At 30.4% G+C, this 26,958-nt stretch carries 28 protein-coding genes and 1 other annotated feature; of the genes, 11 read left to right on the top strand and 17 right to left on the bottom strand.

Annotated elements, in window-relative coordinates:
• Entirely contained in the window at positions 1 to 1,497 is a 1,497-nt protein-coding gene (locus KSU54_RS06825; protein ID WP_008792757.1) for a UDP-glucose--hexose-1-phosphate uridylyltransferase, read from the bottom strand.
• A gap of 159 nt (positions 1,498 to 1,656) precedes the next feature.
• Between KSU54_RS06825 and galE the strand changes: the two genes are divergently transcribed.
• The 5 genes from galE (at position 1,657) to KSU54_RS06800 (ending at position 6,491) form a co-directional block, all read left to right on the top strand.
• The gene (gene galE / locus KSU54_RS06820) at positions 1,657 to 2,631 is read left to right on the top strand and encodes a UDP-glucose 4-epimerase GalE (RefSeq protein WP_003534471.1); all 975 of its coding nucleotides are present in this window, start codon (positions 1,657 to 1,659) and stop codon (positions 2,629 to 2,631) included.
• 33 nt (positions 2,632 to 2,664) lie between these two features.
• Positions 2,665 to 3,663 (top strand): LacI family DNA-binding transcriptional regulator, encoded by a 999-nt coding sequence (locus KSU54_RS06815; protein WP_003534472.1) that lies wholly within the window; start codon positions 2,665 to 2,667, stop codon positions 3,661 to 3,663.
• Positions 3,664 to 3,866: 203 nt separating this feature from the next.
• A complete protein-coding gene (locus KSU54_RS06810) occupies positions 3,867 to 4,298 on the top strand; it encodes a Dps family protein (protein ID WP_009009424.1) in 432 nt (143 codons plus the stop codon).
• Positions 4,299 to 4,318: 20 nt separating this feature from the next.
• Entirely contained in the window at positions 4,319 to 4,882 is a 564-nt protein-coding gene (gene ahpC / locus KSU54_RS06805; RefSeq protein ID WP_003534474.1) for an alkyl hydroperoxide reductase subunit C, read from the top strand.
• 1 nt (position 4,883) lies between these two features.
• Positions 4,884 to 6,491 (top strand): FAD-dependent oxidoreductase, encoded by a 1,608-nt coding sequence (locus tag KSU54_RS06800; protein WP_008792758.1) that lies wholly within the window; start codon positions 4,884 to 4,886, stop codon positions 6,489 to 6,491.
• 17 nt (positions 6,492 to 6,508) lie between these two features.
• Here the strand turns inward: KSU54_RS06800 and KSU54_RS06795 are convergent, their stop codons facing one another.
• The gene (locus KSU54_RS06795) at positions 6,509 to 8,506 is read right to left on the bottom strand and encodes a penicillin-binding transpeptidase domain-containing protein (protein WP_117792038.1); all 1,998 of its coding nucleotides are present in this window, start codon (positions 8,504 to 8,506) and stop codon (positions 6,509 to 6,511) included.
• Between the two features lie 182 nt (positions 8,507 to 8,688).
• Between KSU54_RS06795 and KSU54_RS06790 the strand changes: the two genes are divergently transcribed.
• Positions 8,689 to 9,660: a D-2-hydroxyacid dehydrogenase gene (locus KSU54_RS06790; RefSeq protein ID WP_217751456.1), complete on the top strand. Its 972-nt coding sequence runs from the start codon at positions 8,689 to 8,691 to the stop codon at positions 9,658 to 9,660.
• A 247-nt stretch (positions 9,661 to 9,907) separates the two neighbouring features.
• Here the strand turns inward: KSU54_RS06790 and KSU54_RS06785 are convergent, their stop codons facing one another.
• From KSU54_RS06785 to KSU54_RS06765, 5 genes are all read right to left on the bottom strand, one after another.
• Complete coding sequence (locus tag KSU54_RS06785) at positions 9,908 to 10,081, bottom strand: IS3 family transposase (protein WP_158558995.1); 174 nt, start codon at positions 10,079 to 10,081, stop codon at positions 9,908 to 9,910.
• A 178-nt stretch (positions 10,082 to 10,259) separates the two neighbouring features.
• A complete protein-coding gene (locus KSU54_RS06780) occupies positions 10,260 to 10,547 on the bottom strand; it encodes a helix-turn-helix domain-containing protein (protein WP_117792036.1) in 288 nt (95 codons plus the stop codon).
• A gap of 232 nt (positions 10,548 to 10,779) precedes the next feature.
• Complete coding sequence (locus KSU54_RS06775; RefSeq protein WP_217215502.1) at positions 10,780 to 10,911, bottom strand: transposase; 132 nt, start codon at positions 10,909 to 10,911, stop codon at positions 10,780 to 10,782.
• Between the two features lie 92 nt (positions 10,912 to 11,003).
• Entirely contained in the window at positions 11,004 to 11,924 is a 921-nt protein-coding gene (locus tag KSU54_RS06770; protein ID WP_003534481.1) for a DUF1848 domain-containing protein, read from the bottom strand.
• A 2-nt stretch (positions 11,925 to 11,926) separates the two neighbouring features.
• Positions 11,927 to 12,145, bottom strand: a complete 219-nt coding sequence (locus tag KSU54_RS06765) for a hypothetical protein (RefSeq protein ID WP_003534482.1) — start codon at positions 12,143 to 12,145, stop codon at positions 11,927 to 11,929.
• A 110-nt stretch (positions 12,146 to 12,255) separates the two neighbouring features.
• Between KSU54_RS06765 and KSU54_RS06760 the strand changes: the two genes are divergently transcribed.
• Genes KSU54_RS06760 through KSU54_RS06750 form a run of 3 tightly spaced genes read left to right on the top strand, consistent with a single transcriptional unit; the run spans position 12,256 to position 14,595 of the window.
• Positions 12,256 to 13,005 carry a threonine/serine ThrE exporter family protein gene (locus KSU54_RS06760; RefSeq protein WP_003534483.1) on the top strand — a complete coding sequence of 250 codons (750 nt, stop codon included), beginning with the start codon at positions 12,256 to 12,258 and terminating at the stop codon, positions 13,003 to 13,005.
• 1 nt (position 13,006) lies between these two features.
• Complete coding sequence (locus KSU54_RS06755) at positions 13,007 to 13,462, top strand: threonine/serine exporter family protein (protein WP_003534484.1); 456 nt, start codon at positions 13,007 to 13,009, stop codon at positions 13,460 to 13,462.
• The gene (locus KSU54_RS06750; protein WP_003534485.1) at positions 13,459 to 14,595 is read left to right on the top strand and encodes a nucleotidyltransferase; all 1,137 of its coding nucleotides are present in this window, start codon (positions 13,459 to 13,461) and stop codon (positions 14,593 to 14,595) included. The genes KSU54_RS06755 and KSU54_RS06750 overlap by 4 nt, the downstream gene beginning before the upstream one ends.
• 66 nt (positions 14,596 to 14,661) lie before the next feature.
• On the opposite strand, the gene KSU54_RS06745 is transcribed toward KSU54_RS06750, so the two are convergent.
• Both KSU54_RS06745 and KSU54_RS06740 read right to left on the bottom strand, forming a co-directional pair.
• On the bottom strand, positions 14,662 to 16,230 hold the full coding sequence (locus KSU54_RS06745) for a MutS-related protein (protein WP_117561879.1): 1,569 nt from the start codon (positions 16,228 to 16,230) through the stop codon (positions 14,662 to 14,664).
• Positions 16,227 to 16,832 (bottom strand): MerR family transcriptional regulator, encoded by a 606-nt coding sequence (locus tag KSU54_RS06740; protein WP_003534487.1) that lies wholly within the window; start codon positions 16,830 to 16,832, stop codon positions 16,227 to 16,229. The genes KSU54_RS06745 and KSU54_RS06740 overlap by 4 nt, the downstream gene beginning before the upstream one ends.
• Before the next feature lie 146 nt (positions 16,833 to 16,978).
• On the opposite strand from KSU54_RS06740, the gene KSU54_RS06735 reads away from it, so the two are divergent.
• On the top strand, positions 16,979 to 18,598 hold the full coding sequence (locus tag KSU54_RS06735; RefSeq protein WP_117792035.1) for a glycoside hydrolase family 2 protein: 1,620 nt from the start codon (positions 16,979 to 16,981) through the stop codon (positions 18,596 to 18,598).
• An 8-nt stretch (positions 18,599 to 18,606) separates the two neighbouring features.
• On the opposite strand, the gene KSU54_RS06730 is transcribed toward KSU54_RS06735, so the two are convergent.
• From KSU54_RS06730 to KSU54_RS06705, 6 genes are all read right to left on the bottom strand, one after another.
• The gene (locus KSU54_RS06730) at positions 18,607 to 18,864 is read right to left on the bottom strand and encodes a heavy-metal-associated domain-containing protein (RefSeq protein ID WP_008792765.1); all 258 of its coding nucleotides are present in this window, start codon (positions 18,862 to 18,864) and stop codon (positions 18,607 to 18,609) included.
• Positions 18,865 to 18,984: 120 nt separating this feature from the next.
• Entirely contained in the window at positions 18,985 to 21,375 is a 2,391-nt protein-coding gene (gene pheT / locus KSU54_RS06725; protein ID WP_003534490.1) for a phenylalanine--tRNA ligase subunit beta, read from the bottom strand.
• 4 nt (positions 21,376 to 21,379) lie between these two features.
• Complete coding sequence (gene pheS / locus KSU54_RS06720) at positions 21,380 to 22,417, bottom strand: phenylalanine--tRNA ligase subunit alpha (protein WP_003534492.1); 1,038 nt, start codon at positions 22,415 to 22,417, stop codon at positions 21,380 to 21,382.
• Between the two features lie 33 nt (positions 22,418 to 22,450).
• Positions 22,451 to 22,651: a binding site (T-box leader), on the bottom strand.
• Positions 22,652 to 22,783: 132 nt separating this feature from the next.
• A complete protein-coding gene (locus KSU54_RS06715) occupies positions 22,784 to 23,551 on the bottom strand; it encodes a DUF975 family protein (RefSeq protein WP_008792768.1) in 768 nt (255 codons plus the stop codon).
• Positions 23,552 to 23,793: 242 nt separating this feature from the next.
• A complete protein-coding gene (locus KSU54_RS06710; RefSeq protein ID WP_009009417.1) occupies positions 23,794 to 24,510 on the bottom strand; it encodes a TrmH family RNA methyltransferase in 717 nt (238 codons plus the stop codon).
• The gene (locus KSU54_RS06705) at positions 24,507 to 25,172 is read right to left on the bottom strand and encodes a M48 family metallopeptidase (protein WP_117561881.1); all 666 of its coding nucleotides are present in this window, start codon (positions 25,170 to 25,172) and stop codon (positions 24,507 to 24,509) included. The genes KSU54_RS06710 and KSU54_RS06705 overlap by 4 nt, the downstream gene beginning before the upstream one ends.
• Positions 25,173 to 25,232: 60 nt before the next feature.
• Between KSU54_RS06705 and sspI the strand changes: the two genes are divergently transcribed.
• Positions 25,233 to 25,433: a small acid-soluble spore protein SspI gene (gene sspI / locus KSU54_RS06700; protein WP_008792770.1), complete on the top strand. Its 201-nt coding sequence runs from the start codon at positions 25,233 to 25,235 to the stop codon at positions 25,431 to 25,433.
• 4 nt (positions 25,434 to 25,437) lie between these two features.
• Here sspI and KSU54_RS06695 read toward each other — a convergent pair whose 3' ends face one another.
• A complete protein-coding gene (locus KSU54_RS06695) occupies positions 25,438 to 25,881 on the bottom strand; it encodes a hypothetical protein (RefSeq protein ID WP_003534502.1) in 444 nt (147 codons plus the stop codon).
• Positions 25,874 to 26,719 carry a hypothetical protein gene (locus KSU54_RS06690; protein ID WP_117792034.1) on the bottom strand — a complete coding sequence of 282 codons (846 nt, stop codon included), beginning with the start codon at positions 26,717 to 26,719 and terminating at the stop codon, positions 25,874 to 25,876. Before KSU54_RS06690 ends, KSU54_RS06695 begins: the two co-directional genes overlap by 8 nt.
• Positions 26,720 to 26,958: the final 239 nt, after the last annotated feature.

Raw genomic sequence — 26,958 nt, 5'->3', positions numbered from 1 at the left:
TCATTCTCCTTTCAAAACTGTTTCCACGAAACTTGTTAAGGCATCAATTCCATAATCATCCATTTTAAAAACACCAGCATCTTCTAATACATTAACAAATTTAATTGCTACTGCTTCCTTCAAGATTTCATCAATATTTGTCTCTGTAAATTCATGTTGCGCTAACAACTGTTGATACCATGAATGGTGTTTATCTAATTCTGGATATTCTTCAATCTTTGCTTTTTTCAATAAACAGTCACTTAATAATTTTAATTCATCTTTTAATCGAGCTGGTAAAATAGCTAACCCCATTACTTCGATCAGACCAATATTTTCTTTTTTAATATGATGTGATTCTTGATGAGGGTGAAAAATTCCATCAGGATATTTTGTACTTGTCCGATTATTTCTTAAGACTAAATCAATTTGATACTTATCACCTTTACGACGAGCAATCGGTGTAATTGTGTTATGCGGAATATCCCCTGTATGCGAGATTATATCTAAAACTGGAGCATTATAATGGCGCCAGTAATCTAACATTTTCACTGATAAAGCGACTAATTCTTCTTTATTCTCTGAAGTTAATCGAACTGTCGATAATGGCCATTTAACCACTTCAATCAATGTACTTGGATATTTATCAGAAATTAGTGTCTTTAAAACTTCTGCCCCTTGAATTGGAAATTCATAATTTCCACCTTGATAGTGATCATGACTTAAGATTGATCCACCAACAATTGGTAAATCAGCATTTGATCCAATCATGTAATGAGGAAATATATCTAAAAATGAAAACAGATTCTTAAACGTGTTCTCATTAATCACCATCGGCTTATGTTCCTCATTAAACACAATACAATGCTCATTATAATAAACATATGGTGAATATTGTAAATAATAATTTCCAGTCGCCAATTCAATTGGAATAATTCGATGAGTTTGTCGAGCCGCCCGATTCAAATCGCCACTAAAACCAACGTTTTCTTTACACAATAAACATTTAGGATATCCGCTTGATTTAATCAATTTAGCTTTAGCAATTTCTTTTGGATCTTTTTCCGGTTTTGATAAATTGATAGAAATCTCAATATTTCCATATTTAACATACTTTTTCCAAATAATATTTTTATCCGTACGACTCTTTCTAATATAATTAGAAGCAATTGATAATTTGTAATAATAATCAGTTGCTACTTTAGGACTTACCATATATTTCTGCTTAAATTTTTCATTTACAGTATGGGGTCTAGGCATAATACAATTCATTATTTTAGTATCAAATAGATCTCTACTTGTGGTATTATCCTCAATTAATCCTTTTGTTACTGCATGATCCAACATCTTTTCTAAAATAGGTGTCGCTAACGGTAAGTGTTCATTAATCTCTTCATATTCAAAGTCATTTTCATCAAATAAATCTAATAATAGGTTTACTGAATAATCACATTCATCTTTAGTAATCATCTCTTTGTCTAAAGCAAACTGAATTAACCGATTAATTTCATGGTTCATTATAGTAATTCCTCCCTTTTACACAATTATATTGTAGCTCTAACTATAAATATTGTCAATCATTTTTACTAAATTATAAGTAAATATTTACTAATTTATTGACTAATGTTTACTAAAGAATTATAATAGCGTTGTAAAAATAAAAAAGGGGGACTCAAAATGAGTATATTAGTATTAGGTGGTGCTGGCTATATTGGAAGCCATACTGTATATCAATTAATCGAAAATGGAAAAGAGGTAGTTATCGTTGATAACCTTCAAACTGGTTTTAAAGAATTGATTCATCCTAAAGCCAAGTTTTATCAAGGAGATCTACGTGATAAAACATTTTTAAATAATGTTTTTGAACAAGAAAAAATTGATGGTGTAATTCATTTTGCCGCCAATTCATTAGTTGGTGTTAGTATGAAAGAGCCATTAGAATATTATGATAATAATGTTTATGGCATGATTGTTTTACTTGAAGTAATGAAAAATCATAGTGTAAAACATATTGTCTTTTCTTCTACTGCTGCAACTTATGGTGAACCTAAACGTATTCCAATCGAGGAAGACGATGAAACATATCCAACTAATCCATACGGAGAAACTAAATTAGCAATGGAAAAATTGATGAAATGGTGTTCTAGCGCTTATGGAATGAGTTTTGTAGCTTTAAGATATTTTAATGCTTGCGGTGCCCATCCAAATGGTAAAATTGGTGAACTTCATAATCCTGAGACACACTTAATTCCATTAATTTTACAAGTCCCATTAGGAATTAGAGAAAGTATTTATGTATTTGGTGATGATTATGATACTAAAGATGGTACCTGTATTCGTGATTATATTCATGTAATGGATCTTGCCGATGCGCATATCAAGGCTTTAAATTATTTAAAAGCTGGAAATCCAAGCAACATATTTAACTTAGGTAATGGTGAGGGCTATTCAGTTTTAGAAATTATCAACGCTGCCAAAAAAGTTACAAATCTGCCTATTGCAGTTACAAAGGCGGCACGTCGTGCTGGTGATCCTGCAAAATTAGTTGCTAATAATACAAAGGCAAAAGAAATATTAGGTTGGGAACCTAAATATACTGACATAGAAAAAATAATTTCTACCGCTTGGAACTTTTATATTGGCCGAAAATAGGTTATAATATTAAGTACATCAAGGAGGGTAATCATGGCTACAATTAAAGATGTTGCAGAGCTAGCAAATGTTTCCAGTGCCACTGTTTCAAGAATTTTAAACAATGATAAAACATTATCTGTTCCTGAAGAGACAAGGCAGGCGGTATTTAATGCAGCTAAAGAATTAAACTATATAAAGAAAAGAAAGGCAACCAAAAATGAATTCACGATTGGAATTGTTCAATGGTATTCATTGCAACAAGAAATTGATGACCCTTATTATTTACAAATAAGACAAGGTATCGAGAACTTTTGCTTACAAAATAATATAAATGTTATTAGAACTTTTAGAGCCGATCAAAACTATCTAGATGTTTTGAAAGGTGTAGATGGCCTAGTTTGTGTTGGTAAGTTTAATAATAATGAAATTTCTCAATTTAAAAAGATTTCAAATAAAGTTATCTTTCTAGATATGCATAGTCCAAATAGTGATGACAGTACGATCACTTTAGACTTCCACAAAGCGGTTATTGATGCTTTAGATTATTTAAAATCTTTAAATCATCATAAGATCGGTTATTTAGGCGGTAAAGAATATCTTGAAGACAATGTTGTATATCAAGATGCTCGTAAAGAAATATTTATTGATTATTGTAACAAAAATAAGATTATTTACAAAAAATATTTACTTGAAGGTGAATTTACAACTGAATCTGGTTATTCCATGATGATGGATCTGATCAATCAAAAAGATTTACCATCAGCGATTTTTTGTGCCAGCGATCCAATCGCAATTGGGGCTCTTAGAGCTCTTCAAGAACATAATCTCAGTGTTCCAAGAGATATTTCACTAGTTGGTTTTGATGATATTAAGGCAGCCAGCTTCACTAATCCACCACTGACAACAATTTATGCTCCAGCATCACTTATGGGGGAATATGGAGCAAGTATGGTATATAATATTTTAAGCAAATATAATTCTCCTACTCCAATGAGAATAACACTCCCATGTACTTTAATTGAACGAGAGTCTTGTAAAAAAGTAGATTAAATCTACTTTTTTTATTTATTAATTTATTCTCTCTAAATAATACAATAAAATACTAATTTGGCATAAATAAAAAATAAAGGTGCATAATATTTGTATCCATCATCATTCCATGTTAAGATTTATACAGTTAGCAAGAGCTAACCTAAATAACTATAAATCTTTGTCGACAAAAGGTAATAAAAATAGTAAAGGAGTGAAACACAATGGATAAACAATTAAATAAACTATTAGCAGATTTAGTAGTTGAATACCACAAATTACAAAGTTATCACTGGTATATTAAAGGAAAAGATTTCTTTACTGTCCATGCAAAATTAGAAGAACTATATAACGGAGTTAATAAAGCCATTGATGAAGTTGCGGAAGCTATCTTGATGACTGGTTTTAAACCAGCAGCATCAATGCAAGAATTCTTAGATATTTCTGCAATTGAAGAAGTCAAAGGTGAACATATTACATCAAAAGATATCTATAAAGTAGTTCTAAATGATTTTAATTATTTATTAGATAGGATTAAATCATTAAAAAATAATGCAGATAATGAAAATAATTATTTAATTTCATCTTTAATGGATGATTATATTAAAGAATTCACAAAATCTATTTGGATGATAAGCCAAGTAGTTGAAAATTAATAAAAAAAAGGAGAAAAACAATGTCATTAATCGGAAAAGAAATAACAGAATTTGAGGCTCAAGCCTTTCATGAAAATGAATTTAAAACAATCAAAAAAGAAGATTTATTAGGAAAATGGAATGTCTTATTCTTCTATCCTGCAGATTTTACATTTGTCTGCCCAACTGAATTAGAGGATTTGGCAAATAAATACGAAGAATTTAAAAATATAAATTGTGAAATTTATTCAGTATCATGTGATACTCATTTCGTTCATAAAGCTTGGCACGATACATCTAAAACAATTAAGAAAATCAATTATCCAATGTTAGCTGATCCTACTGCTAAATTAGCAAAAGATCTAGATGTATATATTGAAGCTGATGGTTTAGCAGAACGTGGAAGTTTCATCATTAATCCAGAAGGAAAAGTTGTTATGTATGAAGTAATCGCTGGAAACGTTGGACGTAATGCCGATGAATTATTTAGACGTGTTCAAGCTTCACAATTTGTTTATGAGCACGGTGATGAAGTATGTCCAGCAAAATGGAAACCAGGAGAAGAAACATTAAAACCATCACTAGATCTAGTAGGATTAATCTAAAATGTCTAATCTTTATGATGCTATTATCGTTGGCGGTGGTCCTGCTGGACTGTCCGCTGCGATATATCTAGCTAGAGCTAAATTTTCAGTTCTTGTAATTGAAAAAGAAAAAATCGGTGGTCAAATAACAATTACTTCTGAAGTTGTTAATTATCCTGGAATTTTACAAACTAGCGGTCAAGAGCTAACAGAAGCAATGCGACAACAGGCACAAAATTTTGGTGCAGAATTCCTACTTGCAACGGTTAAAGGGATCAATTTGAAAGAACCAGTAAAAAAAATCATCACTGATAAAGGTGAATTTTCAAGTATTGGGATTGTTTTAGCAACAGGTTCTCATCCACGTAAACTAGGTTTTCCAGGCGAAAAAGAATTTCAAGGTCATGGTGTAGCCTATTGTGCTACTTGTGATGGTGAGTTCTTTACCGGTAAAGATATTTTTGTCATTGGCGGTGGCTTTGCTGCTGCAGAAGAAGCCGTGTTTTTAACCAAATATGCTCGTAAAGTTACAATCATTGTCCGTGAGGAAGATTTCACTTGTGCTAAACAAGTTAGCGATAAAGCTAAAAATCATCCAAATATCGAAGTTCATTATAACACGGAAATAATTGAGGCTAAAGGTAATCACCAGTTAGAACAAGCAACGTTTAAAAACAACGCAACTGGTGAAACTTGGTCATATCATGCCGAAGCAAATAACACATTTGGAATCTTTGTATTTGCAGGTTATGAGCCAGCAACTGAAATATTCAAAAATCAAGTTGAATTAAATAACTATGGAAACTTAATTGTCGATCAAAATCAAAAAACTAATCTTGATGGTGTTTATGGAGCTGGTGACGTTTGTGTCAAAGAATTACGTCAGGTTGTCACTGCAGTCAGTGATGGCGCTACTGCTGCGACCTCATTAGAAAAGTATATCCCTAATATTGTTACTGCTTTAAAACTTTCCCCCAAGAAAATAAAGATTAAAGAAGCAGTACAAACAAGCAAAGAAACAAGTGAAAATGATGATAGTTTTATTACCCCCAAAATAAAACAACAGTTGGCTCCAATTTTTGCTAAATTAGAAAAACAATTAATAATTAAATGCTCCCTCGATCATAGTAAACTTGCTGGTGAAATCAAATCATTTATTGAAGAATTTACTACTCTCAGTGACAAACTTTCCTATCAGTTCGAAGAATCAAACTCTTCACCAGCAATGCGTTTCTATGATGAAAATAATAATTATTTAAATATTAGTTATCATGCTGTTCCTGGTGGTCATGAATTTAATTCCTTTGTAATTGCAATCTATAATGCAGTTGGTCCTAAACAACCGCTTGATACGCAAATCATCAATGAAATTAAACAAATTAACAAACCAACCAACATTAAGGTAGTTGTCTCCCTTTCTTGTACTATGTGCCCAGATGTAGTAATGGCAAGCCAAAGAATTGCAATTGAAAATAATAATGTTGATGCCCATGTATTTGATTTGGCACATTTCCCCGAACTTAAAGAACAATATCAAATTATGTCAGTTCCTTGTATGATCATAAATGATCAAGATGTGTATTTTGGTAAAAAAGATATCCAGCAAGTTATTGAAATTATAAAAAAGTAAGCTTACGCTTACTTTTTTTAACGATATAAATAACTACCTAACGGTACTTTCATATGGTCTACTACATAACCGCTTCCTCCACGATTTTTTACATCTTCAACCATCGTTGTGATTAAAACCGGATTATCACTATTTGTTGTCATTACTGTAAACCAGCCAATCTCACTACCACTTGTATCATTTTGTGAAGATTTTAATTCTGCTGTCCCAGTCTTACCGGCTAATTCGATATCTTGATGATAAATCGAATGCCCAGTTCCATTACTATCACTGATCACTCCTACTAAAGCCTCTTTGATTCTCTTAACTGTATCTTTGCTAAAAACATCTTTGATCCATGCATCATTAGGTTTTTCATCAATAACTAAATAAGGCTGAGCAATCGTCCCCTCATTAACAAACGCTCCATATATTGATGCTAACTGTACAGGGTTTAATAATAATTGACCTTGCCCGTAGCCACTGTCAGCTAATTGTTGATCATCAAATTTACTATCTTTATTTTGATATTGAGAAGCATTTAAAGATAATTCAAAAGGTATTTTTGATCCAATCTTTAATTTCTCATATCCCTCAATCAACTTTTCCTTTCCTATTTCACTAGCAGCTCGAGCAAAATAAACATTATCAGAATAGATAATTGCATTATTCAAATTATTAGGCTTTGGAGCATGAAGTGTTGTTACATAATAATTACCCCAACTAGAATCTTTCTGCCACTTATCCTTAGCTCCAAAATCTTCATCTGGATCTATCTTATTACTTTCTAAACCAATTGCTGCAGTAATTGGCTTCATACTAGAGCCAGGAATATATGTCCCTCTAAAACGATTTGTTAAAGGTTTATTAGCATCATCATTTAATGCTTGCCATTCAGCACTACTAAAACCAAAAATAAAATCATTACTTGAAAACGACGGTGTTGATACTAAGGCTAAAATCTCACCTGTCTTTGGATTCATAGCTACCGAAGCACTCTTATCATTTTGATATTCTTTATACAAAGATTGTTGCAAATCAGCATCAATCGTTAATTTTATATCTTTACCATTTTCAACTTTTTTAGTAGCTAATGTTTCTACTAATTTATTATTTTTATCAATAATTATAATTTCTTTACCATCAGTTCCTTTTAAATCTGCTTCATAAGCAGCCTCAATTCCACTTCGCCCAATTAAAGAAGTTTCACTATAGCCTTCATTTTTATGTTTCTTCAAATCCTCAGCATTTACTTGCTGCAAATATCCTGTAACATGTGAAGCAGCTTCTCCATAAGGATAATAACGAACACTTACAGTATTTAGCTTAACTCCTTTGATTGTTAATAGTTGTTGAGCTTTAGCTTTTCCTTCTTCATCTTTTGCCATCTCTTTTAACGGTACGAACGAATCATCTTTGATCCATGAAGCACTCATTACTTTTTTTATTTCATCACGACTCATTCCAATTATTTTGCCAATTGCTTCATAATCAGCTTCTCCATTTAGTTTGCCTTGGACTAAACCAACAGAATAAGCCTCCCCTTTAGTTGCAAGTTCTTTACCATTTCGATCCAAAATTTTTCCCCGACTAGCACTATCAGTATTAATTTTTATCTTATAATCTTCTTTTAATCCTTCCAAGATCATCGCTTCATTATAAACAACCTCCCCATCTTTTACTTCAACTTTATTTTCAGAACTTATTTTTCCTGCCAAAGTATCCATCGTTAAAGTATAATTAACAATCCCATCTTCAACCTCGCCAATTTTAATTTCAATATTTTTAGCTTCAATCCCCTCATAAATATTTTTATATCTAGCCTCAAATACTTTTTGACTCGTTTTAGCAAGTGAGCCCTTTGTTAACATATTATACATTTTTCCATATTCTTTATTTTCTAAATAACCATAATATTCTTTTACATAATCATCAGCACTTTTACCCCGTGAAAAAATAAAAAAAACTGCACCTATAATTAATGCAACTGCCACAACACCAATAATGATTAATTTTCTCCGATCTTTCAATAACATACATTTCCCTCTTTCCTAGCTAATTAGTATTATCTAGATAATATTTTAGCATAATTTTGATAACTAAACAGCATTGTTTATAATTTAATAATTATATCAGCATTCAATAAACAATTCGCAAATACATCATACGTCTTATGTGATAGTGTGCTATAATAAGATTTATATAGGAGGATATTTAGATGAACATATTAGTATTATCAAGATTAAAAACAGATGAAATAAACAAACTAGAAAAAAGTTTTCCGGATTTTTCATTTACATACAGTAAGGAAAAAGAAGTGACCCAAACAATGATTGACAATTGTGATATTTTAGTCGGTAATCCAGGGAAGCATGTGGAACTTAATCGTCCCAATCTTAAAGAAATACTACTGAATAGTGCTGGCAGTGACTATTATATTCAAGAAGGTGTTCTACATGCGGCAACACGTCTTGCCAATGCTAGCGGCAGTTATGGTAAAGCAATCGCTGAACATACTATCGGAATGATGCTAGCATTAAATAAAAATTTTAAAAACTATATTAATAATATGCATGAACATTCGTGGAAAAGCTACCGTGGCGGAAAGGAAATTTATCATAGTACCGTAATCATTGTTGGACTAGGAGATCTAGGTTATGAACTTGCTAAACGTTTAAAAGCTTTTGAGTGCAAAACGATCGGTATAAAAAGGAATGTTTCTCCAATACCTAGGGATATTGATGAATTATATACGATTGATAAACTTGAAGAAATCTTACCCCATGGTGACTTTATCATTTCATGTTTACCTCAATCTACAGAAACCATTAATCTTTTTAACAAAAAACGCCTATTAATGATGAAATCTGATGCATTGTTTGTTAACGTTGGTCGTGGTAGTGCTGTAAATACTCAGGATTTAAAAGAGGTTCTTAAAGCTGGTCATTTGTATGGTGCAGCGCTTGACGTAATTGATCCTGAGCCTTTTAAGACAGACGATGATCTTTGGGATTTTGATAATGTTTTAATTACACCGCATGTTTCTGGAGGATTTGAGTGGGATAGTGTCCGAGAATATTTCACCGAATTGACAATTAGAAATATTAATCATCTAATCAAAAATGAACCTTTAGAAAACGAGGTTGACTTTAATACTGGTTATCGTAAAGTCGTTAAATATAATGATTAAATAATAAGGACTAATTCTCTTGAACCGCCCCTGTCAAGTAGACAGATGAAATAATTAAAATTATTATTGAAGTTGTCTCATCGACAACTTCATTTTTTCTTTATGCAGCTAATATTGTGCTGCTTGTATAGTGTTCTATTTTATATTTTATTATTCTTTTATTTTCAGGTACTGGATATTGATTTGGTGTTTGTAAAGAGAATGCCTCATTTCTAACTTCATATGGTGTCTTAACTCCAAATCTTCTCTAATTTCTTTCATACATGTAATAATGAATCCAATCATCAATAGCTTTGACAAGTTCATCTTTTGTATTGTAATATTTTCCGTAATGATACATCTCACATTTCATGATTCCCCAAAACCCTTCCGTTGGTCCAGTATCTATGCAACAGTGAACCCTTAACATACTTTGTGTCATACCATGTCCCTTAAGCATGTTTATAAACACTGAACTTGTATATTAAAAACCTCTACCACTGTGGAATAAAGGACGTGCATTAGGATTATCTTTAACCGCCTTATCAAATGTGTTAAAGACAAGTATGTTATTATTGTGATCACCAACTTCATAACCGACAACTATTCTATCATAAAGATCAAGAAAGCTTAAGTTCCAGTTGTACCATTTCAAGTTCGTATTCCTTCTGCTTGAGCTGACGTTTTAATAATGTAACTTCATCAACTTTTTCATCATCCTTACGACAGCCACGCTTATCACCTAAACCATCTTCTCCTTTTTCCTTATACTTCTTAACCCAGTTAAAAACATTAGCGTAAGTTGTTTCAAACAGCTTAGCTGTTATCTTATAATCCATATCATGTTCAAGACAGTACTTTATAATTTCAATACGTTCTTCCTTATTGACTTTTCTGCTTTTCACCATATAGATATCTTCTCCTCCAGGAATATAATCTTTTAGTTCTATATGACTATTATACAATTTTACCCAATTTTTTATAGGACTAGATGACGGAATACAATATTTTATTGCCAAATCATCATATGATCCCCCACCGTTGAGGTAATCTAATACGACCTATTTTTTTAAATTCTTTGTATAAGATGCATTTGTATTAGAAATATCAAATGCACTTTCACCAAATGCATTATATTTTTTACCCAGTTGCCACTATATTGCCTGATGTATTTATTTCTTTGGCTAAGGAGATGGTTGATCCTTCACCCTCTAAATATCTTTTGACAATACTTAATTTTAGTTCTTTTAAATATTTATTTTTTCTTCCCAATATAAAAACCTCCTGTATCAATGTTTAATTATTTACACTGTCTACTGGGAGGTTATCATATCATCTAATTAAATTAGTCTTTATTTTACTAGTTATATATCTAATTTAATTTGGCGAACTTTATTCGAAGCAACAATTCTTTTATTAACTTTATCATCATATGATAAAGTTCCTAACAACATCGGACTTTCATCATCATGAATTGCCATATTTTTTGCAACTAAATTATGATTACATGCATAACAATAAGAACATCCATGATTACAACAGCTATATGCACCAATATCAATACTCGCTAAACAACTACAATTGGCACGATTAGTATTTGTCTTGATATCCAAGGGATATCCTATCAACGTTTCAATATATCCTCGATCTAAACAACTACCTTTAGCAATTCCATATTCCTCTAAATGATATTTCTCACTACAAGTTTGAATATGAAGTTGATATTTTTGAGCAATTTTTCCAAACCGCTGGGCCAATTCTATTACATCATGATCAGTTAACTCATCAAACTTACCAATAATATTTTTGTAAATATCAAGAAAACTAATAATTACGGTTTCTGTATACGGAAAGAGCAATTGGCACATTTTTTCAAACATTTTATAATGAAATACTTTTGTATAACGTTGATTTAACAGAACTGGATCATAGCGCCAGATCACCCGCTTTTTTCCAAGCATCTTACTTAATTCAATAAACGTCTTCATTATTTCTAGTTTTGGTCTTAATCCCGGTTCAATATCTAAATCATAGGCAGTAATAGTAACCATAAAATAGTAATTGTATCCCATGCTGTCTATTTGGGTCAAATAGGGGACTATTGCTTTGGGATCTTTAGTACAAAAGCAGATGCAATCAACAACTTCTGGAGTAACATCTACGTGTGAGACCTGATGCTCATTATAAGGATTTCGAACTAATATGTATCCCGCTTTTAATCGATTAACAAACCATTTAGGATAAAGTGCACATATATCAGTTCGTCCAGAGACTTGAAGTAACATTATTATTCTCCCTTTATCAATAACAGCCTTATTATTTGGTTATTTGCTGTTTTTTTAACTAAATTTTTCTGTTGTTTCTTTTTAACTTTAATTACAAATCGTTGAAACATTTCTTTAAAATATTTATAAAAACCATTTATGACAATTGCATAAAATTTTACTTTTTCTTCAATAATATAAATGATCAAAGCTGAATTGTTATAATAATATTTTTTAAACACTTTCTCACCTACCTCTTAGCTATTTTATCATAATTTATTACAAATATTAACGATCATGATATATCATTAAACAATTATTCATGGTATACTTTTGATTATCGAGGTGGGTTATGAACGAGCAAAAATTAATTAATTTAATCGGTGAAATTGGGCGGCTTTTATTAAAACATGGGGCTGAAATTTACCGGGTTGAAGAATCATTATTGAGAATGTGTAAAAGTTATGGTTATTTAAATGTTGAAGTATTTGCTTTACCTTCATACTTTACTCTAACGATTGAAATGCATGATAATCATACATATACTTTATCAAAACGGACTCAACAAAATCGTGTTAATTTAGATATGGTCTATGAATTAAATAATCTAGTCCGCTATACTTGTCAAGAATGTCCCGACTATTTTCATTTAAAAAGTAAACTTGAAAAAATAAAAAACACACCAATCAACATGCCCTTAGTATTTCTAGGTTATGGGTTAGGAACTGGGTTTTTTACAACTTTTTTTGGTGGTGGAATCCACGAAACAATTATTGCTGTAGGAATTGGATTTATCTTATATTTCTTTATTTGGTTAATGGAAATATTAGAAATAAATAATCTTGTCAGTACATTGTTATCAAGCATGGTTTTAACTGCCATAGCAATAATTTCTTTAAAATTAGGTTTAATAACCAATTTACAGTCTACTATCATTGGCTGTTTAATGATTTTAACTCCTGGGGTTGCTATTACCAATAGTTTAAGAGATATTATGGGTAGTGATCATATTTCAGGAATGGCACGAATGTTAGAGGCTTTATTAACAGCCACTTTTATTGCAATTGGGGTTGGAACAATGATGATGGTCTTAGGAGGGTAATATGCAAAGTATAATTGAATGTTTTAGTGCTTTCATTGCATGTCTCGGGTTTGCTTTTATTTTTCGTATTCATCAGCATCCACGCTTTGCTATAATCGGGTCAATCGGCGGGGCATTAGGCTGGTTAGTCTATTTGCTTGCTTCAAATTTTAAAAGTGAAATCAGCTGTTATTTTTTAGCAATGGCATTTGTTGCTTTATTTTCTGAGATATCCGCCCGAATCTATAAAGCTCCTGCCACAATTTTTTTAATTATCGGCTGTTTCCCCCTGGTTCCTGGACGTGGAATCTATCAAACAATGCTATACTGTACGCAAGGTAACAGTGAATTATTTTTAGATAGCTTTTTAAATACACTAGCGATTTCTGCTAGTCTTGCTTTAGCAATCTTGATTATTTCAACTATTTTCAAAGTAATCAAAAAATTATCATGTCGTAAAATAAAGGTGAACTCATGAAAGTACTAGGTCTAATTGTCGAATACAATCCTTTTCATCAAGGACATTTATATCATATCAATAAAGCAAAACAACTAATTAAACCAGATGTTACGATCGTAATAATGTCTGGACATTTTGTTCAACGCGGTGAGCCAGCAATTAGTAACAAGTGGACAAGAGCAGGAGTTGCAATTAAAAATGGCATTGACTTAGTAATTGAGCTGCCATTTGTTTATAGTGTTCAAAGTGCTGATTATTTTGCCCAAGGAGCAATTGAATTATTAGCAAAGCTAAAAGTCACTGATATTGTTTTTGGAAGCGAATGTGGAAATATCAATATTTTCAAAGATATTGCCTTCACGATTAAAAATAATCAAAAGAATTATGATAACTTAGTAAAAAAACAGATGAATCAGGGTTTGCGTTATCCAGATGCCTGTAATCAGGCACTATCTATTTTAATGAATAAAACTGTTACTACCCCTAATGACTTATTAGGGCTTGCCTATGTTAAAGAAGTAATTAATCATAATTATCCTATTGAATTACACTGTATTAAAAGAACAAATGATTTCCATAGTTTGGACATCGAATCAATTAGTTCAGCAAGTGCTATCCGTCATGCTTTAAAAAATAAAATTGATATATCAAATCAGTTTTGTAACTATGAAGACTATCAAGAATTTTACTTTTTTGATGACTTTTATCCCTTCCTTCGTTATAAAATTTTAACTACTGATGCGCCAACATTAAAACATTTGCATTTAGTCGACGAAGGAATTGAAAATTTACTTAAAGAAAAAGTAGTTATCACTAATCATATGGATGAATTAATAACAAGCCTTACTTCGAAACGTTATACACGCTCACGAATTCAGCGCATGTTAATTCATATCTTGATGAATAATAGTAAAGAAGATATTGCTGAAGCAATGCAAATCGACTATATTCGAGTATTAAAGATGAATAATGTTGGGCAGGCTTATTTAAACAAAATAAAAAAAAGCTGTGAATATAAATTAGTCACTAATTTTTCCAGTTATCATCATCCCGCACTTGAATTAGAATTTAGAGCAACAAAATTATTATCCTGTTTATCAAAAAATCCAAATCAGCTTATATCATTAGAATATAAAAGTATCCCAAAATAGAAGCCTAAAATGAAATGAACCTCTATTATTTAGAATGTGATGTGTGTCCAAGCAACGAGGTTCACTTCAAAAAACTTCTATTTTATCATTAATTTCCTTTAAAATTTCTTGATCAAAATCTAATGTCTTAACTATCGCGATTGCATTTCCAACAGTACAAACTCCCTTCTTAATAAGGTAATCAAAAACGATTTTATTATCTTTTTTAATATCATTAAAACAATATTTATCTACTTGATCAAAGACTTCTGTTAATTCAATATCATGAGTAGTAATAATCGTCATAGAATTGCATTTAAATAAATATTTCATTAATGCCAGCGCAATAATAATTCGCTCTTTTTCATTTGTCCCCTTTAAAATCTCATCAATTAAAATTAATGATTTTTGCTTATTAGCAAATTCAGTAATTTGCTTTAAACGTTTGATTTCTTTAACATAAAAACTATCTCCATTCATAATATCATCCTTCATATGAATTGATGAGATCAAAGCAAACGGATAATATTTAAATTCCTTTGCAAAACTAATATTTAAGGTTTTTGCTAACAACAAATTGGCACCTAACATTTTCAAAAACGTAGATTTCCCAGAGGCATTGCTACCAGTAACAATCGTATCATTTGATATTACAACAGTATTTTTAATCGGTTTTTCTATCAATAAATGATACCCCTCTACTATCTCAACTCTTTCATCTTTTAATATGATTGGTATACAAGTATCATAAAGACTACGAATAACCTTAATCATAATACATACATCCAACAAACCGATATTCTCATAAAGAACCATGATATCATTTTGTACTTGATCTACTTTCCTACTAAGTTTAACTGCTTGAAATATATCAATAAAGAATAATGATTTCATTAACTCCAAAATATTGAAAATATCAAACTGTTTTATTTTATTAAAATAATATGTTGTTTTTGTCATTTTCTTCAAATGGATAAATGAGTTCATTACTAAAGTCTGATTTGAATCAGGATAAATATTTATTTTTAATAATTTATTGGTAATTTGAAGCATATCATTAATTAATGATATCTGAAGACTAATTTTTCCTGTTTTTTGAGATAATTGGGTATTCATTAAAATGCTCAATAATAACATTATAACAACAAAATAAACATTCTCTATATCAATTATTGCTGCTATTATACTAACCACATCAAGTATCAAAAACAGCCCTGCTAATAAACACGATTTAGCTGAAATATTTAGCAAGCTTCTTTTAATAGATAAGATCGGTACATATGCTTTATTAAGTTTATTCAGCTGATAAATACTCTCTGCTAATTTTTTTTGACAATTCAATTTATCAATAATACTTTCTTGAGTATCTAAATTATTATTTTCTCTAAAAAATAAATTATACAAGTACTCATTTCCTATCTCACTATAAGTAAAATTAATTTTCTTTAAAATTTGCGGCATTTCAAAATCTATAAAAGTTTCTTCGTCAATACTTCGTTCTTTATTATAATGATAATACTCTTTAGTAAAATCCCGATACTGCACACCAACTCCTAAATTATATTGATGGATCAAATATTTCTTCGTAACTAATATTTTTAAGAAACCTAATACTCCTGCAATCAACACGATACTTATAATAATTAACCAAATCATTTATCTTTCCTCTTATATTCTTGCAACTTTTGATACAATTGATAAAAAAATTTACGCGATTGCGGATAATGCAATAAAGCCGTACTACAAATTAAAATAAGTAGATAAATAATAATTATTATTTCCCCAGATATCCTACCTCTTCCACATATGCTTATAGTTGTAAAAAATGTAAAGACAACAATTAGTATTTTTTCAAAATCAACATATATATTTTTATCTTTGATTTCTTCTTTTGATTCACGAATTAATAATTCTCGATATTCTTCTATATTCTCAATAATTTCATTTTGAATAAAATCATTTTTAACTAGATCAAGATATTGAATCTTTTTTTGTAAATCATAATCTCTAATTTTTAATTCACTAAGCTTATTATCAAAAAAACAATATTCATTATTAATAATGATATCCTTTATCTCACTCAAAGAGAAATCAAGAGAACGTAAAATTTTAATTTGTTTTAGAGTTTTAATTTCTTCCTCTCCATAAAGACGATATCCATTGCTATTTTTATTGGGTCTAAGTAAACCTTTCTCTTCATATAAATTAATTGCTTTTTTAGTAATTTTTAAATAATCTGAAACTTCACCAATATTCATATTATTCCCCCTACTATCACTAGTATAAACCTATACCTAGGGGAATAGTCAATTGGAATAACAATAATAATTTAATAAATTCTAACTAGAATTGCAATGAAGCCAGTATCCCTGTATCATTAAAGTAAAGAAAGCAGGTGTTAACTATGGAATATCCACGACCTCAATTAAAAAGAAATAGTTTTTTCAGTTTAAATGGAGTTTGGCAATTAAATGATCTCAGTATTAATATTCCCTATCCTCCTCAAGCACCACTATCTAATTATCATGGAATAATAAATGATACATTAGTATACCAAAAGGATTTCATTTTACCTATAGACTTCTATCATGCAAATAACCAGGTTCTCCTCCATTTTGGTGCTGTAGATCAACTTACTAAAGTATATGTAAATAATCGATATATTGGTTCTCACTCAGGAGGATATTTACCTTTTTATTTTGATATATCTTCATCACTTAATGATGGCGTAAATAAATTAGTGGTGAAAGTTACAGACTCCTTATCGCATGATTACCCCTACGGTAAACAAAGTCGTGAAAGCCATGGAATGTGGTATACTCAAGTATCTGGAATTTGGCAGACAGTCTGGGTAGAAGCCGTTTCAAAAAATTGTATTAAAGATCTGTTAATTACCCCCTCATTAACCGGCATTAATTTAAAAGTAAATACTGAGGCCAGTCGATATACTGTTACTATTGAAAATAATGATTTTAAAAAGACTTACACTGCAAAAGATACTGATATCACCATTGATAACCCTCATTATTGGACTCCCGATGATCCTTATTTATATACTTTTTCTATAACCACTGATGATGATTATATTGAAAGTTACTTTGCCTTAAGAACAGTTGAAATAAAAAAACATCAAATACTATTAAATGATACTCCCATTTTTTTGCATGGTATCTTAGATCAAGGATATTATCATGATGGTTTATTTTTACCGGAACATCCTGATTTTTACAAAACTGAGATTATGAATATAAAAAAACTGGGATTCAATCTTATTCGTAAACATATTAAGATCGAGCCAGAGCTATTTTATTATAATTGTGATAAATTAGGCATTCTTGTGATGCAGGATATGGTTAATAATGGTGAATACCGTTTTATCCATGATACCGTCCTTCCAACTTTAGGGTTTATAAATTTTAAAGACACACGTTACAAAAATACCCTACAACAAAATATTTTTAAGCAACATATGATCGACACAATCAGCCATCTATATAATCACCCTAGTATCATTAGTTATACAATTTTTAATGAAGGCTGGGGTCAATTTAATAGTGATGAAATGTATCAAATTTGTAAAGAGTTGGATCCAACAAGATTTTATGATACAACCTCAGGGTGGTTTAGTCAAAAAAATAGCGATGTTGTCAGTCGTCATATTTATTTTCGAAATAAAATCTTGTCAACAAACCTTGAACGTCCTCTATTATTAAGTGAATGTGGTGGCTATACTCGGCCAATCAATAATCATCTTAACAGCAATAAAAAACAATATGGCTATGGTAAAACAAATAGCGAAAAAGAACTAACCGATAAAATCGAAAAAATGTACCAAGAAATGGTTATACCCTCAATTAATAATGGACTTTGCGGTTGTATTTATACTCAAATATCTGATATTGAAAACGAAATCAATGGCCTATATACTTATGATCGGAAAATCTGTAAAGTCAATCAGCAAAGAATGAGCGAACTAGCAAGAAAACTATACCCCTACTATGAAAAGAAATCAGGTTTATCCTGATTTCTTTATTATTTACGGAATGATGCAAAAAAACCTTTTTTTACATATGGAGCTTTTGTAATCGATGTAACTTTATAGCCAGTAGCATCGATAACCGCTTTTAATTTATCCTCATCAAGTTCATCAGCAGTAATGATCTCTGTTCTATCTTTACTATGAGAGGAACTGACTTTCTTCACTGAAAATGCCTTTCTAATAGCATCGTTAATATGGCTTTCACACATTCCACACATCATTCCATCAATTTCTAATGTAATTTTTTGCACTATAACCACCTCTTTAGCTCTATTCTAATCATGGTTCCAATCCTTGTCAAATAATATGAATTACATATTTAAAAAAAAGAAATAAACAAATACGTCTATTTCTTCGCTAATTTATTTTTATTATGCTCTAAGCACTGCTCCAAAATCTTTTTCCACAGCTGCTAAAATTTTCTCCATTGCAGCATTAACTGTTGCTTCTTCTAGAGTTCCTTTTGGATCTTGGAAAAGCAAGTTAATTGCAACTGATTTCTTCCCAGCTTCAATATGCTCACCTGCATAAACATCAAAAATTTTTGTTTCTTTAACTAGCTGTTTGCTCGCTTGAACAATCTTACGACAAATATCAAAAGTAGGAATATCCTGATCCATCACCAAAGCAATATCTCTACTTACAGAAGGGTACATTGGGATTTCAGTAAATTTCACTTTGCTTGTTTTTAAATTTAATAATGTTGTTAGATTCAACTCAACAATGTAAACATCTTTAACATTATATTTCTTTTCCATCAATGGATGAATATTTCCTACGACCCCAACAACTTCTTTACCAATCATAATATACGCTGTTCTACCTGGATGATAATACTTATCATCTTGACTAGCCCGAACTAATTTATAACGAGATTCTTCAATTCCCAAATTTTTAAAGATTGTTTCAACAAACCCTTTTACTAAATAATAATCAGCTTTATATGAAATTTGTTTAAACGGTAAACCATTGTATTCACCACAGCAGGCAATTGCAAGATTTTGTAATTCTACACCTTTAGAATAAGTAGTTGATAATTCAAAAATATTAACATCCTTAATATTATGTGATTGATTATAATTGATTACTTGTAATAACGATCCAATTATAGATTTTCTTGTTACACTTCTTTCTTCACCTAATGGCATTGCTAACTTAACAGACTCATTTGTGTGAAAAATATTAAAGTCATCAACCATTACTGGTGAAGTTAATGAATACGTCAACGTTTCATGTAACCCTTGATCTTTTAATAAGTTTCTAATTAAATGTTTCTTTGCTTGAACATCTGTCCTCTTTCCAACAGTCATCGACATCTCTGGTAATGTTGAAGGAATCTTATCGTACCCATACATCCGTGCTACTTCTTCAATTAAATCTGCAGCTAAAGTAATATCATTACGATAAGTTGGTACTTTCACATTAAATTCTTCACCATCAATAGTATACTCAAATTTTAGTGCACTGAAAATATCTTTGATTTCATCAGTTGTAATTTTAGTTCCAAGTACCCCATTTACTTTTGATGTTGTTACTCGAACAAAACAGTCTTTGATTTTTAGATCAGTTGTTACACTTTGATATACTTCTTTTGCTTCTGCTAATTCAACTAATAAATTAGCACATCTTTCTAAAATCATTAAAGAATTTGCAGTATTTAAAGCACCTTTAATATAATGTTGTGAGGCATCAGTCAATAAGTTTAAACGTCGAGCAGTTTCTCTTAATGTTGCCCCATCAAACGTTGCTGCTTCAATAACAATATTGGTTGTATTCTCATCAATTTTAGTACTATTAGCACCCATAACTCCAGCAATACAACCAATTCCAGCATCAGTGGATACAATAAGGTCAGCTGGTTCAATTTTATATTCCTCACCATCTAACATTACTTCTTTACAATCAAATCCTGTTTTAATAATAAATTCCTTTTTATTTAATTTATCATAATCATACATATGAATTGGTTGTCCTGTTTCTAACATTACAAAATTAGAAATATCAACAATATTATTAATTGGTTTGATTCCACTAGCAATAAGTGCATTTCTTAGCCATTCAGGAGATTCTTTAGTTGTTACTCCCTTAACTAATTTAGCACCAAAAAATGGACATAAATCAGTTTCAACTTTAACGCTGATTCCACTTCCCTCTGCTCCGATAAATGAAACTTCTGGTAAATTAACTTCACGACCTAAAATTGCTGCTACTTCATAAGCTAAAGAAGTCATTGCCATACAATCAGCACGATTTGGAGTCAAACCAATTTCCAAAATCGTATCTTTTAATCCCATATATTCTAATGGCTCGGCTCCAACTGGAGCATCAGTGTCTAAAACATGAATTCCATCTTTATCTTCTGGTTTTAAAAGTCTTTGATCTAAACCGAGTTCAGCAATTGAACAAATCATTCCATTCGACTCAACTCCCCTGATCTTACTCTCTTTAATAACAAAACCATCACCTAAATCACATCCTGGATTGGCTACAATTACTTTTTGTCCAGTTGCCACATTTGGTGCCCCACAAACAATCTGTCTAATTTCACCAGGTCTAACTTCAACTTGGCATACATTTAAATGATCACTGTCTGGATGTGGCATACACTCTTTAACATAACCAATTGTCATGTTATTTCCTCTAGTCAAATCGTGCATTCCTTCAACTTCCAATCCAATTGAAGTAATTTTATCTGCTAATTCTTTAGGATCTTGATCATCAACCTTTACATATCTATTTAATACCTTTAAACTAATATCCATCTTTTTACTCCTTTCTACCAAACTGACTTAAAAATCTAATATCATCATTATAGAAATTGCGGATATTATCAATGCCGTATTTAAGCATTGCAACCCGTTCAATTCCAATTCCAAATGCAAATCCCTGGTATACTTCAGAGTCAAATCCGCACATTTCTAAAACACGTGGGTTAACCATTCCAGCTCCTAAGATTTCTATCCATCCTGTATGTTTACACATTGGACAACCTTTACCACCACAGTTATGACATGAAATATCAACTTCTACTGAAGGCTCAGTAAATGGAAAATACGATGGACGTAAGCGAACCTCACGCTTTTCACCAAAGAACTTGCGTGCAAATACTTCTAAAGTTCCTTTCAAATCAGCCATGGTAATATTTTTATCAACTACTAATCCTTCACACTGCATGAATTGATGTGAATGCGTTGCATCATCATCATCACGGCGATATGTTTTACCTGGACAAATTACTTTGATTGGTCCTTCACCATTTGCAGCTAACATTGTATGTGCTTGAACTGGTGACGTATGAGTCCGCATTAAAGTATTTTCATCAATATAGAATGTATCTTGCATATCACGAGCTGGATGACCTTTTGGTAAATTCATTAATTCAAAGTTGAAATAATCGCTTTCTACCTCAGGACCTTCAGCAATTTGATATCCCATTCCCAAAAACAAATCTTCTAATTCTGCTACAATTGTTGATAAAGGATGCAAAGACCCTTGGTCTAATTTAAAGCTTGGTAAAGTAATATCTATTCTTTCTTCGTTGATTTTATCTAAAATAGCTTGATTTTCCAAAGCTTCTTTTTTATCTTCAACTGCTTTTGATAATTCTTGCTTAACTAGGTTTGAAGTTTGACCAAAAGTTTTTCTTTCTTCAGGTGCCATATCTTTCATCGATTTCATTGCTTCTTGAATCGGACCTTTTTTACCTAGATATAAAACGCGAATTTCATTTAATTCTTTTAAAGAAGAACAGTCTGCTAATTTAGCTAATGCTTCTTCTTTGATTTTTAATAATTCATTTTCCATGTTTTCCCTCCTATAATATAAAAAATCGTTCCATATAGGAACGATTTATCTCGCGGTACCATCCTAATTCATGATCTATAATCATGCACTTAATTAACTGTAACGTAGCTTAAACGGCGATGATTAGTCGCACTCCAAGGTGAATTCAATAATGCTGCTGTTAGAAGATTTCCAGCAAATATCTTCCTCTCTATAACAACTTTCTTACCTACTAGTCCTTATCAACGTGTTATTATACCTAGATATTATAACGTGTTTAGCTTATTTTGACAATCATTTTATGAGCATAATCATAAAAATAGAGTTCTTGACTGCTTTAATCGATAAGCAAAGTTATTCGATAGTTATATTTTAAATATTAAGTTTTTATTCATCCAAACCACTATTTTCAAAAAATAAAGCTTTATAAATAATCAACTTACGTTTAATTAAAACCGCTTCCCCAACAATAAAAATAATTGCACTAATATCCAGCATTGTAGGTAATACAAACGAAACTAGTAATGTAATTATAATCAATCCTAAATACTCTTTCCAAAAACTTAAATATAATTTTAGATAGGCCTTCTTTTTATGCTTCATAAATTGTCGTGAACGTTTTAGTGCCCTTAGATTTTTTACATCACTTGTTTCCATTAAATATGGAAACATTCCATAATTGCAATCAAGAAAAACATATGTTCCGATGACAATTACTAATAAAGTAATTACTATTATCCAATACTGTGCTAAGATTGAAACAATGTCCCTGCCGCCAATAATTCCAATATCACAATATGATACAAGTAATATAAATGCAACTATAACTAGAGCTAAAACAAAAACAGCAATCAGTGAATAAATAAAATAAGTCGTAAAATACTTACTGATCTTCTTTATTCCGTAAAGTGTATCATCAATTGCAGATAATTCTTGCTGATCAACAATTTTTAATGATGCGTAAACTAACCCTTGTGGCATTGTTAATGTAATTAATCCTAAAATAAGCCCTAGCACTTGACTAAAAAAATTAACGGCCTGAACAAAAATGACAGCTGATGTAATCAGAAGAACTGTCTTCGTTATCTCTCGACCGTTATTACTAATATAATTATTAGCATATTCTTTTATTGTTTTGATTGAATACACTGGCATATAAATCCCCTCCCTATTCATTTAATTGCCCTGATCAACTCTTTAATTGTTTAATTTTACACTGTGTTATTTTAAATATTTATCTATCTTCGTAAAATTAACCCAATCAATAACAATATAATATAAACACAATTAATTATATTTATTATTTTTATGTGTTAATATTATCTAAATTAATTATAACTTAGATAATATAATACTGCAACTAATATATATTATAAAAAACAGTCACACCGTGACTGTTACTTAAAATGATACATCATAATACTTCCCGCAATAGCAACATTTAATGATTCAATCGTATTAATCGGTATGTATCCAATATCATCACATTTAGCAAGAACTTCTGGATTCATCCCATTACCTTCATTACCAACAACAAAAGCCATCTTACTATAGCGATTTATCTGTGCAATATTCTTTCCATTTTCAAGTGCACTGCCAATTACCACAACACCTTTTTCTTGTAATTGCGAAATTAATTGTGTTAGATTCCCATAAATACAACTAAGGTGAAAATTGGCGCCTTGCATTGAGCGAAGTAATTTATCATTATATAAATCAACACAGTTATTAGATAAAATAACTTGATCAATTGAAAAAGCTAAAGCAGTACGAATCAAAGTACCAATATTTCCAGGATCTTGTAAATCATCTAAAAGCAAATAACGTCTTCCTTCTTTTAATTGTATTTCTTTTTGCATCCGGCACTTAGCCATAATTGACTGAGGAGACTTGGTAAATGCCAGTTTAGCCATTACTTCCTCACTTACTTCAAGTACTTCTAATTCACTGTCAATATGTTTGGTACTAATTAGCAGTTCCACTTGATTTGCTTTTAATGCCTCTGTAACAAGATGATCGCCTTCAACTAAATATGCCTTCATTTCATCACGATACTTTTTTTGTTTTAATTTCATCAATGTTTTAATTGTACTATTAGTGGTAGAAGTTATCATATTCCAATCTCCTTTAACTTTTTCTCGCGCTCTTTGTAATCCGGGAGCCTCTTTTGTACTTCTTGATAAAATAGCTTTGAGTGATTAGGCTGAATAAAATGACATAGTTCATGAACAATTACATAATCAATCAATTCTTTTTCTAGATGTACTAGAACCAAATTAAAACAAACCTTATTTTGATTTGAAAAACACGCTCCCCAACGAGCTTTTAACTTCTTAATCTGAATTACCGGCATATTTAAACTAAAATTACTTTTTAAATATTCTTTAATTTTAAATTCTAAATATTTATTTAAAATTTGTTTTAACTCTCGTTCTATTGTCTCTTGAACTTGATGATGATACACAAATAATTTATTTTCATGAAAAGCTACTTTGCGTTGATTTAAATCGCGTACAACAATTTGATAACGCTGATTAAAGATATACACATAGCCATTATTAATATATTGATATTTAGGAAGATAATTCTTAATTTGTTTTAAAACGACTTGTTGATTATCACGAATCAATTTTTCTATAGCAGTAATTGAAAAAGCCAAAGAACTATTTACTACTACTTTACCAGAAACAATCTTCAAATAACAACGTTTGATTGGTTTAAAATTTAATTGATACTCAATAATTTGACCGTCTAATTCAATTTGTCTAATTTCCATAATTTCCTCAGTATAAAATCCATTAATCTTCCTATACTAATAAAGATGAGGAGTGATTATATGGATATTCGTAAAGCTTTATTAACTAAACTGCATAATAGTTCACCTGATGAACTGAAAGAAATCATCAATGGCGGAATTGCTTCGAAAGAAGAAACAATTCTCCCAGGTCTTGGTGTATTATTTGAAGAATATTATAATTCTTTAAATAGTATGCAACAGGATGCAATGATTCACGCTATTAGCAGTTTATTAAAATAGACTCTTAGAGTCTATTTTTTCTTTGTTTAAATTCTTCTTTAATTGATCTTAATAACATAAAAATAACCAATAAAATAAAGTTTAACTTAAATAATTGATTAAAATCAATTATCAATAAAATTACCAGAATTACAATTGGAATGATACTCCCATAAGCAATCATTTCTTTCCCTTTAATAACAAGTTTACCATGATTTTTATTACGATCTTTTAGTGCATCCATTACAATTTTATATATTTCAAATAACAGATAATTCAAGATCCATAGTAATAAAAAATATGCAGTAGTATAAAAATTATCAGCAAATATCTTGATAAATGCTCTTAACGGCAGCATGTTATAATAATTTGTTATATCATAAACAAAACTAAATACTGTGATTGCAAAAGTAGCTAATAAATTACGAGCTAGATAAATAACAATAAAATCCTTCTTTATCTTATCCATAATAGTCACCTACTTCTCTAGTTTTTAAATCAATCGCAAAAGCAAACTTCTCTTTTCCATTGCTAAAAATAATCACTACACTTAAGTCCTTATCTTTAAAACTATCATCTTCAAGATTGTATGTCCCATAATCATTACCATTGACGAGTTCTTTACTTTTACCAGTAATCTTTTTAAATACCACATAATTATCATTATCTTCTTTATCACCATTTTTATCTTTTAAATAACGGTATTCTAAAGATACTGTAGGGTATTCTTTAATCACATCATCACTTGCCGCTTTTAGTGTCCCTAAACGCATCATCGAATTAGAAATACTTGCATTTTCAATTCGATATTCTTTATTTGAACCTTCCAATTGTTCAACTGGAGTAATTTTTAAATCAACTTCACTTAACTTTTGATCATTTGCTTCTATTGTTAGTGATGCTGATTTAACATCGTCCAAATCAATTTCTTTATATTTTTTTGAGATACTTTGAATTGAATAAATCAAAGTATCACTATGATATTCTTCTACAACAAATTCATAGTCAAATTTTTGTTGATTCTCTCCATATAATGATAGTTTAACTGTAGGAACAGCTCCGTTAGTTAAATTCACATCTTTAAAAATAATTCGTCCTTCTCCTAAATGAAAACTTTGACGATCCAAATACGCTTCAATATTTTCTACTTTTAATTGATTATTTTCACCTTTTAATATGTAATCATAATAAACTACTTCACCATATGTTTGAAATACAAAATCATCATACATAAAAAATAATGTTGCTGTAACAATAAGGGTAAAGATCAATGTAACTAGTAAATGCTGTTTATGTTTTTTGTCCATTTTTATCACCGGTCTTATTATAACCTATTTTTTATGAGATAGAAAGAAAAACAACCCAAGCCAAATTTACATATTAATTCCTTATTCATCATTTTTTTATGAATTTATAACTTGCTATTACTTTTAAAAACCAGATAAGCTCAAAACAGTTACTAAATTAAAAGGGATCGACTCTGCTTTTCACGGCTCTATACTAAAACTGGAGGGGAAATATATCCTGCTCCAGTTTTCTTATATTT

The organism is Erysipelatoclostridium sp. MSK.23.31 (genome assembly GCF_019125875.1).
GTDB lineage: Bacteria > Bacillota_I > Bacilli_A > Erysipelotrichales > Coprobacillaceae > Thomasclavelia > Thomasclavelia ramosa.
This window is presented reverse-complemented; position numbering and strand designations above follow the sequence as displayed.